Here is a 16,899-nt window from a genome sequence, read left to right as displayed (position 1 = left end):
GGAAATGAATCAAATCGCCAGGAAATGGCTACTCGCCTTCCCTGAACAACCGCAGGCACTGGCGCATAAGGAGAGCTAAGTACTAGGGTCCTAGTTTTACAATATGGAGGAAACGTGAAAACTAATTCTTCGAGCGTTAACAGATCAACTAGGCCGTTCACTTTACCCCTGAGTTTAGCATTGGGATGCGTCTTGTTCTTAGCCCCCGAAGCTCAGGCAGATGGGTATGCAGAATGTAACCAAATTCTCTCGCAGGACATATTCAATAAGATTAATAAGAGTGATTCTAGCAATTCGGCATCTGCTGCAGCAGCCACCGAGACCTTTTTCAGTCAAAAGGACACAGAGGCCTTCGAGACCTATTCGAAGAAGTTCGACGAAGCCAAGAAGAATGGAACGACAATTGAGGCCGAATTTCACTATGGCCCTATTGGTGGGGAATTAGGAATAGATGTAACTTCTGAAAATAAGGTATCCGAGTCAGAATTTAAGCAGAAGTTTAATTCGGCCAAGGAAAAGCGTGGGGGATCAAAAACTTCAAATTCGTCGGCGAGCCAAAATTTGGTGACTACTTATGCAAGCTACGTGCGCGATCCTGGAACCGTTAATGCCTGGAAAGATTGCATCTCTCGAACGAAAGAGACTGATCTCTACGCGTTTGCGAGCCGCGACAAAGCAGGAAAATCCTACGTAAACGTTATGTGGGTTCCTGGAGTATTGGCCGGTAGCGTGCCCTCCATTTCCATTAGTTTTGTGACCGAAGGCGCGGAAAAGGAAGGTATAAAGATTCATGCGAAATCACAGGAACACATTGCCATGGGTAGTGGCCGTAACTTCGCAGTCACGTGTCAAAAACCATGTGACGAAGGATTCCAGGTAACTGTCAATGGTACCATCAAAAACTCCGGAGGCGGTCCAACAAGCTCCTTTACTGCTACTGTTGAAGTTCCTCCGAAAACTTCGCTCATTAAGAACTCACTGATCGCTACCTCCCCTAAAGGAAAAGGAGTAATCGTGAATGCGCATAGCAATTTATGCCTAACCGTTGCGGGAGGAGGAACTGCCACAAATACCACAGCCGTCCAATACCTATGCGACAGTGATCCGTCACGTTCCTGGAGTATGACCCCCTTGGAGGGGGCCGACACCCTGAAGATTACAAACGTGCATAGTGGGCTGTGCCTAACCATCGCTGGGGCAGGCAAAGATAAAAACAACACTGTCATTCAATCCACCTGCGACGATGGTCCTTCATATCGCTGGCGCTACACCAAAGTCGACGATCGCACGTTCAGACTCGTGAATGTGAATAGTAGCCTTTGTCTAACCATTGCGGGCGGAGGGACCGTCAAAAACACCGCAGCCGTTCAATACCTATGTGACGGTGATCCGTCACGTGACTGGCGCTTTCGCACAGCATCCTAATTACATTGGACCTCTAAATTCTTGGACCATCACAGAAGTACTTCATTGAACTTCATTGATTGATGACAGACATCTTCGATGCACCCTTTGGAGAGTGATGAATTTATCTAAATTTCAATTTCCATGTTTTGAGGCATATCTCGGCAAATGGCCTGCCTTGCTTCTTCTCGTCCAGCAGCGCTGATGATACACGTGTTCGTTTTAGCCTATGGACGGATTTTCACCATTGCCTTGATCGAGGTGTATGCCATGCAAGAGGATTCTTCATTTCGACACACGGAGGAACAACCATGCAGAACCCATCCGGCATTCCCACGCTCGATGCTCTTGCCGATGCCATTGCAGCACGTCTCTCAGGACGCGTCTCTTTAGGTCCAACGGGCGAGCCAGAGGCCCGAATACCTCTGGACTTGGAGATTCGCCCGCAGAATGATGATCCGCTTCGCGACCTTCGTGCGGGTTCGAGAGTTGAGATTGCCGGCATGGAGTTCACTCAGTCGATCCAATACAATGGAAGCACTGGTGCTAGTCATGGCGATGACAATGCCGTGTCGTTGGTCGCATACAAAACGATGGTTGCGCGCGTCTACCCCTTCGTGCGACGCGGCATGCTTGGTGCTGATACGCTCACCGGGCAACGCGTCACGGGGGAGTTAATCTTTTCCATTGGCAATCGCGTTATCTATCAAACAGGGCCGACACGTTCCGACGGAGCGCGCATCGGTTCCACCTCGGATCTCGACCGCGGGCTTTGGGATCAGGAATTCACATTCTCGGGCGGAGGTGGAGGCCTTGTTGTACGGCCTTCTACAACCCTCATTAATGTCAACTGCCCGCTCAACTTCATCGTCCCAGCATATTACTGCCGACGCGGCCGCATCCACATAACAGTGCGACTCTGGCCCGTAACCGACGGCGTAATGTCAGGGAGGTCTGCTACTGCTACGCAGTACCTACAATTCATTGATGTTCCGGCGCCAAAAGTCTGCTTGGTACGAGTCAATTGGACAGATAACGCGGGCAACGTCAACAAACCCACAGACGCCGCGATGCTCGCCACTCTGGGACTTGCAGAACGGATGCTCCCATTTCCCTACTTCGAGTCAACGATTCTTACCGCAGAAATCACGAGCAGTGCGGCCTTCGCGATGGTTTCGCCCGAGCCCGGTGGGTGTAACAACGCGTGGTTGAGTCTTGTGACAGAGCTCAATATGACGCGTATCTTCACCGCCCTCTTCCAGCTGGGCGACATTGTCTACGGGATGGTACCGCAGGCGGCGATTCCAGCAGGCAGCGAAAAAATTAATTCCGGTTGTGGCAGAGGGGCGGGGGGGGGCTTCGTCGGACTCGATTCAACCTTCGCCCATGAGATCGGTCATCTATATGACCGCAGCCACGTGGCTGTCCCGGGCGATACGACAAATGACCTCGGCTATCCGAACTATGGCGGCAGCGCGAGGTCGATCGGTGAGGTCGGGATCGACACGGGAACGTCGCCGCCCACGCTGTTCGATCCGTCGAGCAGCGACGATATTATGTCGTACGGTAAGAACCAATGGATCTCGCCTTACACCTATCAGAATATCTTTGATCGGCGCGGCACGTATCAGTCCGAGCCGATCAATCCTCGGCTGCTGCGGCCTTTACTCGTGCTCGACGTCCGTATCTACCGCGCGGTGCGAAACACGACTCGTGTCGAAATTCGCAAGTCGGTATGTATTGAAGCAGCGGGAATGGTGCCGCCTCGCCCGGTCGGCGCGTTCTCGCCACTGTCATTGGATTTGCTCGATGGCAACGGTCAAGTTCTGGCCACCCATCATTGCACATGGGCGCCGGCGCACGGGGGTGGCCAATGTGGCTGTAGTGGAGGCTCCGTGCCCCTCGAGCGTGAGCCTTGGCTTGACTTTCAAGAGGTAGTGGACTGGCCTGCCGGCGTTGCAAGCATCGCGTTCCATCGCGGTGAGGAAGCCTTACACACGATCAGCGTGGGTGAACCACCGCTCGTATCGATTGAAGGGCCTAAACGCAGTGAGACGCACCTCATGGTACGTGTCAGCGCGAGCCATCCGCGCGAGCGTGTGTCGGTGGTCGTGCTCTTCAGTGCGGACGACGGCGTGACTTGGCAGCCGGTTGCATTCGACCCTTCGAATGGTGAAGTGACGATCGAGGCTGATCGTTTACCAGGTGGAAACCGCTGTATCTTCAGGGCCATTGGCACCGCAGAGCTACAGTCGGCGACGGCGGTCACTCAGCCGTTTGATCTGCAACGTACGCCGCGGCAGCTCTATCTCACCCTGCCGTCGAACAAATGCGTTATTGCACCGGGGCCAGTGGCACTTGCGGTGATGGTGGACACTCGCGGGCTTGGCGCCATTCAACCTCAAGAAATCCGCTGGTCCTCCAGCCTCGACGGGGAACTAGGATTCGGATATGCATTGACACCTCATCTGAGCGAAGGGCGACATGAGGTCATTGCTACCGCGCCAGACGGGCTCGGTGGTGTACTGTCGAAGCGAGCGATCATCATCGTCGGAGGACGACGGTCGCAGTAAAACGGTCGAGTCTGATCTAACAGAACGGTCTGGAGGCCCATGTTTGGAGCACGCTCATATTACCCCAGATTATGAGCGTGCTAAGCGACCCTCTGCTACAAGGAGCTAGAAGTCCTGTCAGAGAAGGTGACAGATTACGGTGAGTTCTACTGCTAGAGATCGATCCGCAGGCCGCCGATAATGAGCAGCGGCTGGCCGAGAGTTTTGGTGCTCCCTGTTTGCGTGGCGATGTACTGACGGTCGGTGAAATTCTCGCCATTGATGAAGAGCTCTGCCCATGAGGCGATTCGTTTTCGCAGCGATGCATCAAGGATGCTGAAATCCGCGATCGGTTGCCTATTCAAATCATCAGCGAACTGCCGAGACAAGTATCGAGCCTGAATCGTCAGTTGCGCGAAGTCCGGACGGCCGATGGTGAGAGCGGCGGTGACTTGGTGCTGAGAAACATTCGGGATGGGTAGACCCTCACACGATGGATTAGCGGGAAAAAGTCATGATCATCGAATCGACGAACGAGTATCCGACCGTCATGTACAGCCTACCCAGACGACTCCGCAGTTCAATATCCATCCCGACAGATTGACCCTTCCCGATGTTCTGCCGCATGGCCAAGGTGGGCCCTAGGGTCACAAAAAGAATTTGATCTTAGATTTCGGCATAACTAGCCGGAGGCGCGGAAGTCGAGCAGACTCATCGCCTTGAGAAGGGGAGCGCACAGCTGGGGGAAACCCTGAACCGCACAAACGCCTGGCTCGGCTATGACCGTGCCAGCACCGTCGCCGCAACTATAACGGCCAGTGCAAGGAGCAACGAAAGACGTGGCAACCAGCGAGCAGATTTGAAGATGACTTGTTCTCCGGTGGTTCGCTGAGATTCTGCGATAGTGCTCACCCGACTGACCTGAGGGCCGAAGACAAGATCATGGAGTAGGGTCAGGAACAACAACAGGGCAACCAACGTCAGTTTCATGGTCACGATTCCCGGCCACGAAGCCGGTGCCATGACACTGAGGCCACGGTGTGAGAGTAACATCGGCCCAGTGATCAAGAGGATCGCCATCGCGATCCAGACGACAGGGCGAAACCTTAGTGCCGCAGAGCGAAACAGCGCCATAAACTCCGGCGCAGCTTTTCGCCCCCTGACCAAGGGAGCTAAAACCAAGGAGAGAAAGATCATGCCACCGACCCAACTGACCGCGGCAAGAATATGCAGGACGACCAGAGTGGAATACATACCGCGCTATCATAATCGATCTGGGGGAGGAAAATCGTCCTACCTTGTTCGCAAAGTCGAAACATGCTTGATGAGCTGAACTTTGAAAGGCTGGAGCCACTCAGGATTTGTCACGATGAGTTTTTCTAGCGCATCGGCGGCACGCATGCGGACCACCTCGTCGTCATGATGCATACCGTCTATGAGGGCAGGAAACAGCACCGGCTGCCGGCGTATGGTCTCCACCACCTGATTGGAGCGACCGACGGATCGCCGATCGCCGTCCTGAAGTTCATCCAAGATGGTGAGTTCTGTGCTCACAGGCAGACGGGTATCACCCTTCATCAGTCCGACGGACCGGTCTGAGACATTGAGCACATTCGGCGCGAGCCAAGACTGAATCCTCTACGCCGTCTTGTTCTTCAGTATGTGCGGTTGCAGTGGACCGTAGGTATCACGTGGTCCAGCTGAGCGTGGTCTTCTCAGGAACCGGATGTTGTGGGTCCGGCACACCGGCCAATTGATCCAAACGGTATCTCTTCAGCCGACGGTACCACACGGCCAATGTGTCTGATTCTAAGTTCAATAACATACTTCCCTTCTGGCCGAACCCCTGTTCCTGCAATTCCAGGATGTCCCGGTCCTGGCGAAGAATGGTGCGTAAAGTCCGGCGGACGAGCCATCCCACGGGTAGCCCGTGCAAGAAGTTCCACCCGACGCAAATGTCGAACCGGCTTCGTTCATCCGTAAGCGGTGTGGCCACCAACATAACAGACGCGAACCGTGTGCCGATCTCCCATCGTTCCAGATGGATGCCGGGCAGCACGAAGTCGACCGTGGTCGTGGCTGAGCTCAACCTCGGAGACAAGGCGCGAAAGATAAATGTGTCCGGTAGCACGACATTCTGCGAGATCGTGCGAAACCCCAACGGCAGCCGCGTGAACACTTTTTCTTTTCTTCTGGCTGCCTCGCGCCGCCGGAAATAGTTGTGATGCACGAACGGGACATGGGCGGGATCCATCAGACTATCCACTGCGAAATCCCACCGGACTTTCGCCTCTGCGGACTCGCGCACGGAAATCATCGGACTGCCATCGGCTGGAACCGGCAACGATGGTGGTGGAGATGAGGGTTTCGGGCACTGCTCACTACCAATGTAGACCCACACCCAGCCATCCTGCTCCTCGGATGGAAAGGTCTTCACGCAGGCCGAGGCCAGTGATGGATGTGCTACGTTGCCGATGGCTGGTACTTCCACACATTCACCGGAAGAGATAAAGCGCCACCCGTGAAAAGGGCACCGCAAGGAATCCCCTTCTTGCCGCGCCGACGAGAGCGGCACGCCCTTATGGGGACAGCGATCTTCCAACGCATGCACGCGACCCTGCCCATCCCGAAACAGCACCAACGGCTGATTGCAGAGCACCGACGCGAATGGCCGCCCGGCCCTGACCGCAGCACTTTCCCCGGCAATGTACCAGAAACCTTCGAGCATGCAGTTCTGTGGCGTTAGCCGCCGAGCGTGTCGAGCGTTTCTTTGAGACTCTTGCGAACGCAGGTGAAAATCGGCGTGTCACGCAGCGTGTAGCGTGAACCCTCGGTTTCGCGCAGCGCCATCACGAGCTCCAGAAAGTCTTCCGGCTTATCGCTTTCAAACGCCACCACCCATTCCTGATCATCCAACCCAAACGAATAGGCCGTATTCAGCTTCACGGACGGAAACCGATGGCCCACTTCGATATGCTCATCCATCATGCCCTGTCGCGCCGCCTTCGTGAGCAGGAACCATTCGCGTGTCTTGAGGAACGGATACACGAAGTTATATTTGCTCTTCCCCGGCACCACCGTCAGCCGTTTCCCTTCCTGTCCCGCGTGGGTGTGGTGGTCCACGTAGACGGACCGTTTGGTCAGCGCGAGATAGGAATACGGGGTCGTGAGGTATTGTCCTAAGCCGGAGGTGAGTATCTTGGTGCTCATATCCTGGAAGAGATCCAGATCGTAGCTGATGCGCCAGAGCATAAAGTCGCAGTCGCCGCGAATGCCGATAGTCGAATACGGCACCACCAGGACTTTGCCGGCATAGTCCTCCACGGCCCGCAGGAACTCCTGTTTACCCTGGGTGCGGATATCCTCTGGTAGACGCCGCCAGGCTGGGTCGACTTGATAGAAGACGAAATTGACATATTGACGTGGGGGGGCCTGGAGCGCTGGGGCTTGTTCAGGGATAGACATCGAAACTCCTTTGTAGAACTTCCAGAGAAGAAGACCGACCTATTCGTTCACAGTGGCCACTCGCTCGTCGAATCCAGCGAGCCGTCCCCATAATCTGGAAGGGTAGGGGGTAAGAGCAGGGAGCCGATCGCGGCTCCCTGCAAAGCACGACACAACACAGCCCACGGCTGAACGGGGGTACGTCCTGCAACATCAGGCTGTTTAGAATCCGATGGCCCCATAGATGCCGGTGGTCCAGAAATTATTCACCGTGTTGGTTTGATTGGACGCCAGATGGAATCGACTGTCGAGCCCAAGCCACAACTCTTTCCACACGCGAAACTCCGTGCCACCACCAAACTGAACCCCGATGTCCAAATAATTGATCTGACTTGATGTCGGACTGATGACATGGAAATCCAACCCGACCGGAATGATCCAGGGTTGGAAATCGGTCCCCTGCCTGAACTTGATCTTGGGGGCCACACTCGCCGTCAACATGGTCATCTGCACCTTGGCCGGAGCCGTATTCCCGACCAGGGCCTCCCCATTCACGACGCTGCTAGAACTCCATCTTTTGAATTCCAATCCGATCTCGCCCACGAGCGCAACGCCTGGCATCATACCCCACAGGTCCTTGGTGACCATGAGTTCCGCTCCACCGCCGATGTAATAGCCGCCGGTCCCGGTATTCCCCTTGGTATGGACGTCGGTGATCAACTCACCGGCACGATCGCTCGTGAGTGCGCCATAGCCTCCGCGAAAGAACACGCGGTTCCCAGTCGCCGTCGTACCTTCAGCTAAGACTTCAGTCAAATGCGTGGACGCACCCTCGGCATGTTCGGTGCACGCATCCGCATGCCCTGCCTTGCCGTGTTGCACCGCCTCCATCAGATGTATGACGCCCATATCCACATGCGGGTTTTTCACACCAGCCGCTTGTGCATGCTTAAGCCCTTCCTCCGCGCGCTGAACACAGGCGTCGGCATGTCCCTGCTTCCCATGTGACGCGGCACCTTTCGCATGCTCGACGGCTTCGCTCACATGTGGACTGACAGCGGCAAGCGCTGAGCTGCTCAGCCCCGGTGCTCCAAGTGCGAACACCCCAGCGAGCGAAGCCGCGACAGACCAGACTCCGATGTTCCTCCTGCTCTTCTGAACCTGCATGATACCCCCTCTGGTTATGCATCAAGGAGTACGGCCTCTCCTCAAGCGTCAACTGACAGACTCCCGTCGGCCCGAGAGGTGTCAGCTTGGTGAATAATCGATTCTGCGCCTACCCAATCGACTCCTGAACACAAGAGCCATGGACGTACGCCGCCCCCTATTCATCGGCCTCTACATCGCAGGCCGGCGCCATCCGGGCTATGCGTAGCAAAGTCGGGGCTTCAACCACCTGCGCCTCAGGAATCGCGATTGAGAGATGCACTCCATACTCTCGCGAGAAATTGCAGCGTCGGATGATCGGTCATCATGTCGGCTCGGATCATCACGCGGTCGTTGATCGAGGTCTGCTTCGCCTTGGGCCGGTGCATCAGTGCGGCCGGCCCGAAGTAGGCAAACGCATCCTTCATGTTGGAGAACAGTTTCTTGAGCGGCCCCATCCGCTGATCCGTCACGTATTGCAGCGTCAAGATCACCCGCCGTTCGTGAGCGCCAAGCGGTGTGACGGCATGCCAGAGTTTGTCGCCGTTGAAAACCACCATCGTTCCAGGATCCATCGGAATACGGGTTTCGCTGATCTCGGTGGGAGCCTTGCCCTTATGCCCCCGCGCCACCAACCGGCAATGCTCGGATTGCTCAACCAGGCCAATGAGAACCGTATAGCGGGCCCCCTTGTAATAGGACGTGTCATAGTGAAAGCCGATGTGGTCGCCTGGCTTGGTGTAGTAATACAACGCGCAGGCATGCGGATCGTCTTCTGAACAGAGCATGAGGGGAGCGTCGACCAGCCGACTGAGGAACATCCGAAGCGCGGGCGACCGATATAAGGCCAGAATCGACGGCGACGGCGCCTTCTCCTGGATGCTGTAAAAACTAACGCTGCCTCCCTGTTTATGGCTCGGCACATAATTACGATGGACTGCACCGCTGAGCTGCTCGATCTCGCACAGGCAGGGCTCGACAACCGACGGTGGGATAAACCGTTCCAGCAGCAGGAACTCGTTCTGATCGCAATAGGCTTGGTGGAGGAGAGATCGATCCACCTCCTCGACAGCTTCTACAAGATTGCTTTCTATCTCGGCCACAGGACTGACCCTCGGCATGCGCCTCCTCTTTCCCAAAGGACGACCTTCAGAGCATGTTCGTACCGCCACCCACCGTCACGTACAAGAGATGGTTTCCCCTCCTCTTGTATGCTGCGTCGCACTCAATCCCTGTATGCCATCCACTGGCCCTACCTGAATAGAAAACGAGGGGGCCACTCTCACCTGTGACCCCCTCATCGCTGACCCGTGGCGGTCGGGACAACCGCTCGCGTTCGAGCGAACAGAGCTAACTACTGACAAAGCGAATCACTAGCCAACTCCGACAGAGCAGGACCTCTGTATATGTTCCTGGCTACCGCAACGTTTGTGCCGTGCCTGCTCGCGGTCTCTACAACGAATCATTCGCGTGCCAGAAGAGCTGATTGGGAGTTTCACATCGAGTATCAGGGTCTGTTGCCTGTGCTCAATGCAATCCATCAGTTTGGACAATCGCAAAGGAGATCTCACTCGATCGTTCAGATATCATCCACTTATGCTGTCCATCACGATAGACGTCCATCCGCCAGAGAAAGGGCGAAAAGGCACACACGAGGAACACCCTTCATCTTCAGGTCTGTCCGGCCAGATACAGAAGCTGAAGCGCAGGTTTCACAGGGTTCCAGCAGGCATCCAGACCGTTATCCAGAGTTTCAATGGAGTAGGCTATGAAAATATGTGGAGAGCAGTGACCTGAAGAAAGAGTTGGACGGGGGCAACCACCAGGCTATTCGATGCTATAGGCTCGGAGCTTGTTATAGAGACTCGCTCGGCTGATCTTGAGCAACTTGGCGGCTTTCAATCGGTTTCCTGCGGTCTTCTCCAGCGCGTCCATGATCCGGATGCGCTCGGCCTGGGCAACCACCCCCCGCGACGTTGAGCGTAAACTCTCGTGCTCGTCAGCGATGCCAACGTCGAGGAGATCCTCGCACCGGAGCCACGGACCGGCGGTCGTCACCACGGCCCGCTCAATGTAGTGCTGCAATTGTCGGACGTTGCCTGGCCATGGCGCGTCGCGCAACGCCCGCATCGTTTTGCTATCGACCTGCCGAACCGGTTGATGATGTCGGGCACAGGAAGCGGCGACGAAGTGGTGGACTAGCAGTGGGATGTCGTCTCGCCGTTCCCGGAGAGCTGGCAAATAGAGAGGCAACACGGCTAGTCGATAGTACAAATCCTGCCGAAATGTCTTGGCCTTCACGAGTTCGGTCAGATCTTTGTTCGAAGCAGAAAGGACCCGCGCATGGATCTTCAACGACCTGGTTCCACCAACGGGCTTGATCTCGCCCTCTTGCAGAACGCGGAGCAGCTTCGCTTGAAAGGTCGGCGTGGTATCGGCGATCTCGTCGAGGAAGATGGTCCCGCCATCTGCCTCTTCGAAGAGCCCACGCTTATTGGCGACCGCCCCGGTGAAGGCGCCCTTCACATGCCCAAACAGTTCACTTTCGAGCAGTGTTTCTGGCAGGGATCCACAATCGACGACGACGAATGGCCGATCTTTCCGGTTGCTGAGCGCATGAATCGTTCTCGCCAGGATTTCTTTACCCGTTCCGCTCTCCCCTTGTATGAGGACGGTTGCCGAACTGTCCGCCACAAGACGAGTCATGTCGAACAGCTGCCGCATGGCCGGACTTCGACCGATCAAATTCCCCAGACCATCGCCTCCCGCCTGACCGGTGGCGTTCTCTGGCGTTGCTCGACTATGCAACTTCGGTGTGGGATGAAAGAGCACCAACATGGAGGCCACCGTTCCCTGCGCATCCGCTAAGGGAAAGGCTTGTTGCATCCCGCAGGCCGTGCCGTCTCCTCCGCTGGAACAAGATACGCTCTGGATCTCTGGTGCCTCAAACACCTTTATAGCCGGACAGGTCCCACAAGGGTCGGTCCGATGCGCAAACGCTTCATAGCATTTGGCATGAGGTCGGCGAGGTGCGTGAGTCTGGTCGACAGCCCAGGCTGCCTCGTTCGCGTAGACAATATTGAATGCGGGGTCCATCACCGCCACGCGGTCCGAGAGGCCCTGTGATAATTGCTTGATCGCTTCGATTCGCGCGGCAATGATGGGATCCGTCTGCGGCGATCCGTCAAGACGTTCTGAGTCACACAAAGCGGGCTCATTTCTCGAGATGAAGAGCATAAGGCCTAGACCGTCAGCGATCAGCTCCGGGTCTGTAGTCGAGCAATAGTTGCACACAAGCCTTCAGCTCGGCAAGACGGACGGGTTTGTCAAAGTACGCATTCGCTCCTGCTTTCAGTACCTGTGTTTTCAATGTCGGATCGCCGAATCCCGTGATGACGACGATTGGACACCTGGGTGCCACGGTCCTCAGCCGGCTGATGTAGTCATCTCCTCCCGCCGGCATCCGTAGATCCGTCAAAATCAGATCCGGCACGGACTGCAGCACGGCCAGAAATGCTTCGTCCCCATCCCTTGCTTCACGCAGCTGATATCCTGTTTCGCAAAATTCATCGCATAGCAGACTGCGCATTTCGCGGTCATCCTCGACGATCAGCAAGACAGCGGCTTTTCCATTCGTCATGCGCGACATCCTCTCCGGCCCCCATTCCGGTCTTCGCAAGCTCTTAGATTGGATAACTGGCAAGGGGCATGCCATGAGAAGGGGAACAGAAGGAGGGGGTAATTCCAAGAAAATCACGCCCTGATGAGGAATAACGATGCTTCACCTGATGAGAAAAACCACAGTCAAGGATGGATCAGCTGTCGCAGGATGCCACAGGAGATAGACGTCACTGGCTGTCAACTTGCGGAAGCAAAATTGTAAACGCCGTGCCCTTCCCTTCTTCACTCTCAACAATGATAGAACCCTGATGTTCTTCGATGATGCCCTTGACCACGGTCAGTCCCAATCCTGTCCCCTGACCGAATTCTTTCGTCGTGAAGAACGGCTCGAAGACTTTCTCGACCACATTCAGGGGAATTCCGTGGCCCGTATCGGCTATCGTGAGTTTCACCATGTGTTTTTCCGGCGCCAGGCCGATTCGTAGCATTCCGCCGTCCGGCATGGCATGCACGGCGTTCATCACGAGATTGATGAAGACCTGGCTCATCTGATCCGGATCGGCCAGCGCCCTCGGACAGTCGTCGGCCAATGCGAGCTCCACCTGGATCTGATTTCGTGCGAGACGTTCCTGAAACAACTCCATGCCGGCTTCTATCGTTTCTCGAAGGTCCAGGGGGCACTGCTCCGGGACTTTGCGTCGCGCGAACGTCAGCAACTGGTTCATCACCTTCGTAATCCGCTCAACCTGCATGACAATAGTTTGAAGCCCTTTTTTCACTGGCTCATCCGTCACACGGTCCATCAGATATTCGGCACGGCCGAGAATGACGTTCATCGGTGTCCCGATTTCGTGGGCCATGCCGGAGGCTAGCGTACCCAGTTCGGCGATCCGCTCGGTCTTCCGCAATTGTTCCTGCAGTCGTTTCCGCTCACTGATGTCTCGGAGCATAGCCAAGATAGCCGGACCTTCTTCATCCACGAACCTCGCCGCGCTGACCTCCACATCGATGGATGTTCCATCCAGTCTGACGATTTTCTCCTCGACCACCGGAACGAGCGAGCTGCCTTCCAGTAACTGATGAACCCGCTCTTGCACGGTGGCATGATAATCAGGATGAAACAGATCTAGGGGAGACTTTCTGAGTAGCTCGTCGGCCTTCACTACTCCGAATAGTTTGATCGCTTGATCGTTCGCAAAAATGACGCGGTCCTCACGATTCACCAGGATCGCATAGGGCGAGACGGCTATGAGGCGCCTGTACCGTTCTTCGCTCTGCCGTAGCAAGTGTTCGGCACGCTTGCGTTCTGTCACATCGGTGACAAACCCTTCGAGGTAGCTGAGGGTGCCATCCGGTGCGTAAATCCCTTCTCCCCGCTCCCAGACCCATTTGACTTCGCCCGATTTGGTTAAGATTCGGTAAGTTATTTCGAAGGGGTGATGGTGCTCTACGGCAATCTGGACCTCTTGCCACACATGCTCTCTGTCATCCGGATGCGTTGTCTCACCGTATGAGATGCTGCGTTGAACGAGATAGTCATCAGCGGTATACCCCGTCAAATCGAACACTCCCTCACTGAGATACTCAAGTGTCCAGTCGCGATCATTTTTGCAGCGATATGCGAAGCCCGGAAGATTGGCTATCAGCGTAAGAAGTTTCCGCTGGCTCTCTCGGAGGTCTTCTTCAACCCGCTTGCGCTCACTGATGTCTCTGAGAATGACGGTATAGTAGGTCTTCCTCTCCACTGTGATATGCGAGATCGCGGCTTCAATCGGAAACTCCTCTCCGTTCGAGCGGAACCCCATCACGGTACCGAGTTTGCCCATCTTCCGGCTCGTGACACCGGCTTGCCCGAACGCGTGGACATGATGACGATGGGCGTCTCGGAAGCGTGTCGGTAAGAATCGATCAAGCGGCTGCCCAGTGGCCTCTCGAACGGAGCAGCCGAACATCTCCTCGGCCGCGCGGTTAAATAACCGGACTCTCTGATCTTCGTCCACGGTGATGATCGCATCCATTGCGGATTCAATGATGCTTTCCAGCGTGAGCCGGCTGACCAGGAGCTGCTCTTCAGCTACTTCACGACCGACCACGGCACGCACCGCCTCCCTATCCGCATGGTCGCGGGCCTCTTGCGCCTCCATCATCAGACCTTCGGCATGGGCCTGTTCAACCAGCGAAGACATCAACTCGTGCTGGGTTCGCTTATACCGAATCAGACCGATGGCGATGACCCAGATGACCATCGTACCCAAGGTACGGTTAAACAGTGCATAGGGAATTGGGAGACCGGGTGGTTTCAGCAGAACGTCAGCCCACGTGAGTACCGTGGCCACAGCAGCGACGTAGAGCGGATCTTTTGTTCGGAAAGATGGATACGTCAGCAGCAATGGAACGAGATACAGAATCGACACCGCCACGCCGACCGGCGTCAACAGGTCTAGAACAAAAATTCCTACCGTAAGGAGGGGGGTTATCCAAAACACAGTGCGCATGGCAAGACGGTCAACATCCTTCATGTGATCGATCTCAGCCTAGAGCGGAAGTGTCAGTTCACGATCTTGTCGTGATGATCAGAACGTGGGAATTATTCCTCTGGATGAGGCTTACCCTCGATCTCGGCGAGCTTACGATACAGGGTCTTGCGATCGATGCCAAGGGCATGAGCGGCCTGGTATTTGTTGCCGCCGGTCTTTTCGAGGATCTTCTTAATGTACTCTTTTTCAAGCTCATGCAAGGACAACGCCTGCTCAGCCGCTTCGTCCAGCACACGCCGATCGCCTCGCGCTCCCTGCACCGCTGCCGGCAGATCATCCGGTGAAATTCTTTCACTGCGACTGAGCGTCACGGCCCGTTCAATCACATTCTCCAGTTCACGCACGTTCCCGGGCCAGACATAATCCATCAACATCGCCAAAGTGGCCTCGCTGACACCCTTGACCTCCTTCCCTCGGGCCTCGCCGCACTTCTTAAGAAAGGCCTCGACCAGGAGTGGAATATCTTCGCGTCGTTCCCGTAACGGCGGCAACTTCAGCTCAATGACGTTGAGCCGGTAGTACAAATCTTCTCGAAAGCGCTTATTTTTAACCTCCTCAGTGAGGTTCAGATTCGTGGCCGCGATGATGCGCACATCCACCGAAATCGGCCTGTTCGCTCCCACGCGCCGGATTTCCTTTTCCTGAATCGCGCGAAGAATTTTGGCCTGAAGCATGAGTGGCAGCTCACTGATCTCGTCGAGAAACAGCGTGCCTTTCTGCGCTTCTTCAAACAGCCCCCGCTTATCCATCTTCGCATCGGTAAAGGCGCCTCGCATATGCCCGAACAGTTCGCTCTCCAAGAGTTGCTCTGGAATCGCCGCACAGTTCACTGGAATAAAGGGAGCGTCCTTTCTGTCACTGTTGTAGTGAATGGCTTTGGCAACCAACTCTTTGCCTGTTCCACTTTCTCCCGTGATCAGGACGTTGGTCGGACTATCAGCCACCCGGCGAATCAAATCGAATACCGCCTGGATCGCCTTGCTCTTACCTAAGATGTGATGAAAACTGTATTCCTTGTGGACCTCTTTCCTGAGCCGTCTGACCTCCCGCCGAAGCGCCGCTTCTCTGATCACCCGTTCGACGACGCGGATCAGCTCATCTTTCTTGACCGGCTTGGTGAGGTAGTCGCTCGCCCCGTGTTTCATCGCTTCGACCGCCGTCTCCACCGACCCAAAGGCGGTCATGAGAATCACGTTGATATCTGGATGGTTTCGTTTGATCTGGGTTAGCAATTCAAGCCCCTGCATCCCTTTCATACGAAGATCCGTGAGGACGACCGCATGGTCTTCTTCGGCCAATCGTTTCAGAGCTTCCTCTCCACTTCCAGCCATCGTGACCTGATGACCCCGATCTTTCAGCATGTCATAGGCCAATTCCCGCATATCTGCATCATCATCGACGACGAGAATCGCGCCCCATTCTTCGGTCATGACATTCTCCCCTTAAGCAAGGCACAGGGCTTCGACTGCCCCATAATGCGCCAGCGAACCAGACTGCCTGGCGCATTATGCATCAGTTTGTCTCTGTTTGGTGCGTCGAACCAGTAGGTTTGCAAAGGCAGGACCACAAAAGAGGAGGACAAGTGACGGAGCGATGAGAGTAACTGAATGAACCGACCGAGACTCCAACCCCGAATAAATTCTGGATCAGTTCAAGTTGAGGAGATGGAGCTGGAGATCGTCCTGATGAATGGTGATGCCGGCCATGCGCTTCGCACAGGCGTTGGGGATCGCCACCATTCGACCGTCGATGGACTGCTCGTGGTTGTCCAGCTGAACCTTCTCTTCCAGCGTAATACTGAAAGCCAGCCGCGAGGTTATCCACGCCCTTCACCTATACCTTGACGATGGGGTCTTCGGAATGCTCGACGGCCAACGCTTTCAACCATTCAACGGCCGATCTGGTGAGCCGGCTGGTACTCGAACCCAGGGCCCTCGCCTTAAAAGTTCGAAAAGACGAATAATATCAATGGCTTGATTTTGCGAAGTTTTCCCAGTTTTATCTTTATAAGCAATGACTTAAGTGGTTTCTACTGATTCGATTGATTCTGAGGAATTCGGTCTGTTTTACAGATTTTTAGCACAAATTTAGCACACCGTTTTCTGTCCCTCTGATCAACACGGGACTCTGTAGATAGCAGGTTAAGTTGTCCGGTTTTTGTAGCACATGATCTGTCCGGTATTCGTTCTCCCAGA

At 55.2% G+C, this 16,899-nt stretch carries 13 protein-coding genes; 2 read left to right on the top strand and 11 right to left on the bottom strand.

Going from position 1 to position 16,899, the window contains the following annotated elements:
- Positions 1 to 192 precede the first annotated feature (192 nt).
- Both E8D52_05630 and E8D52_05625 read left to right on the top strand, forming a co-directional pair.
- Entirely contained in the window at positions 193 to 1,425 is a 1,233-nt protein-coding gene (locus E8D52_05630; GenBank protein ID TKB68493.1) for a hypothetical protein, read from the top strand.
- A gap of 290 nt (positions 1,426 to 1,715) precedes the next feature.
- Positions 1,716 to 3,977, top strand: coding sequence for a hypothetical protein (locus tag E8D52_05625; GenBank protein ID TKB68492.1), 2,262 nt, complete (start codon positions 1,716 to 1,718; stop codon positions 3,975 to 3,977).
- Between the two features lie 152 nt (positions 3,978 to 4,129).
- Here the strand turns inward: E8D52_05625 and E8D52_05620 are convergent, their stop codons facing one another.
- The 11 genes from E8D52_05620 to E8D52_05570 form a co-directional block, all read right to left on the bottom strand.
- A complete protein-coding gene (locus E8D52_05620; GenBank protein TKB68491.1) occupies positions 4,130 to 4,432 on the bottom strand; it encodes a hypothetical protein in 303 nt (100 codons plus the stop codon).
- 301 nt (positions 4,433 to 4,733) lie between these two features.
- On the bottom strand, positions 4,734 to 5,210 hold the full coding sequence (locus tag E8D52_05615; protein ID TKB68490.1) for a hypothetical protein: 477 nt from the start codon (positions 5,208 to 5,210) through the stop codon (positions 4,734 to 4,736).
- Between the two features lie 39 nt (positions 5,211 to 5,249).
- Positions 5,250 to 5,510, bottom strand: a complete 261-nt coding sequence (locus E8D52_05610; GenBank protein TKB68489.1) for a hypothetical protein — start codon at positions 5,508 to 5,510, stop codon at positions 5,250 to 5,252.
- A 133-nt stretch (positions 5,511 to 5,643) separates the two neighbouring features.
- On the bottom strand, positions 5,644 to 6,684 hold the full coding sequence (locus E8D52_05605) for an aromatic ring-hydroxylating dioxygenase subunit alpha (protein ID TKB68488.1): 1,041 nt from the start codon (positions 6,682 to 6,684) through the stop codon (positions 5,644 to 5,646).
- A 14-nt stretch (positions 6,685 to 6,698) separates the two neighbouring features.
- Positions 6,699 to 7,421: a chlorite dismutase gene (locus E8D52_05600; GenBank protein TKB68487.1), complete on the bottom strand. Its 723-nt coding sequence runs from the start codon at positions 7,419 to 7,421 to the stop codon at positions 6,699 to 6,701.
- 201 nt (positions 7,422 to 7,622) lie between these two features.
- Entirely contained in the window at positions 7,623 to 8,567 is a 945-nt protein-coding gene (locus tag E8D52_05595; GenBank protein TKB68486.1) for a hypothetical protein, read from the bottom strand.
- A gap of 236 nt (positions 8,568 to 8,803) precedes the next feature.
- A complete protein-coding gene (locus tag E8D52_05590) occupies positions 8,804 to 9,667 on the bottom strand; it encodes a 2OG-Fe(II) oxygenase (protein TKB68485.1) in 864 nt (287 codons plus the stop codon).
- Positions 9,668 to 10,373: 706 nt separating this feature from the next.
- On the bottom strand, positions 10,374 to 11,783 hold the full coding sequence (locus tag E8D52_05585; GenBank protein TKB68484.1) for a sigma-54-dependent Fis family transcriptional regulator: 1,410 nt from the start codon (positions 11,781 to 11,783) through the stop codon (positions 10,374 to 10,376).
- Positions 11,784 to 11,796: 13 nt separating this feature from the next.
- The gene (locus E8D52_05580) at positions 11,797 to 12,261 is read right to left on the bottom strand and encodes a response regulator (GenBank protein TKB68483.1); all 465 of its coding nucleotides are present in this window, start codon (positions 12,259 to 12,261) and stop codon (positions 11,797 to 11,799) included.
- A 133-nt stretch (positions 12,262 to 12,394) separates the two neighbouring features.
- Entirely contained in the window at positions 12,395 to 14,686 is a 2,292-nt protein-coding gene (locus E8D52_05575; protein TKB68482.1) for a PAS domain S-box protein, read from the bottom strand.
- A gap of 68 nt (positions 14,687 to 14,754) precedes the next feature.
- Entirely contained in the window at positions 14,755 to 16,134 is a 1,380-nt protein-coding gene (locus tag E8D52_05570; GenBank protein ID TKB68481.1) for a sigma-54-dependent Fis family transcriptional regulator, read from the bottom strand.
- Between the last annotated feature and the right edge of the window lie 765 nt (positions 16,135 to 16,899).

The sequence above is a fragment of the Nitrospira sp. genome (genome assembly GCA_005116745.1).
Classification (GTDB): Bacteria; Nitrospirota; Nitrospiria; order Nitrospirales; family Nitrospiraceae; genus Nitrospira_D.
The sequence above is the reverse complement of the archived record's forward strand: the minus strand, read 5'-3'. Positions and strand labels throughout refer to the sequence as shown.

Excerpts from the sequence above, each read along its gene's own strand:
- E8D52_05625 (TKB68492.1), top strand. The coding sequence starts at position 1,716 with ATGCAGAACCCATCCGGCATTCCCACGCTCGATGCTCTTGCCGATGCC.
- E8D52_05615 (TKB68490.1), bottom strand. The coding sequence starts at position 5,210 with ATGTATTCCACTCTGGTCGTCCTGCATATTCTTGCCGCGGTCAGTTGG.
- E8D52_05585 (TKB68484.1), bottom strand. The coding sequence starts at position 11,783 with ATGCTCTTCATCTCGAGAAATGAGCCCGCTTTGTGTGACTCAGAACGT.
- E8D52_05580 (TKB68483.1), bottom strand. The coding sequence starts at position 12,261 with ATGGCATGCCCCTTGCCAGTTATCCAATCTAAGAGCTTGCGAAGACCG.
- E8D52_05575 (TKB68482.1), bottom strand. The coding sequence starts at position 14,686 with ATGAAGGATGTTGACCGTCTTGCCATGCGCACTGTGTTTTGGATAACC.
- E8D52_05570 (TKB68481.1), bottom strand. The coding sequence starts at position 16,134 with ATGACCGAAGAATGGGGCGCGATTCTCGTCGTCGATGATGATGCAGAT.
- E8D52_05605 (TKB68488.1), bottom strand. The coding sequence starts at position 6,684 with ATGCTCGAAGGTTTCTGGTACATTGCCGGGGAAAGTGCTGCGGTCAGG.
- E8D52_05600 (TKB68487.1), bottom strand. The coding sequence starts at position 7,421 with ATGTCTATCCCTGAACAAGCCCCAGCGCTCCAGGCCCCCCCACGTCAA.
- E8D52_05595 (TKB68486.1), bottom strand. The coding sequence starts at position 8,567 with ATGCAGGTTCAGAAGAGCAGGAGGAACATCGGAGTCTGGTCTGTCGCG.
- E8D52_05590 (TKB68485.1), bottom strand. The coding sequence starts at position 9,667 with ATGCCGAGGGTCAGTCCTGTGGCCGAGATAGAAAGCAATCTTGTAGAA.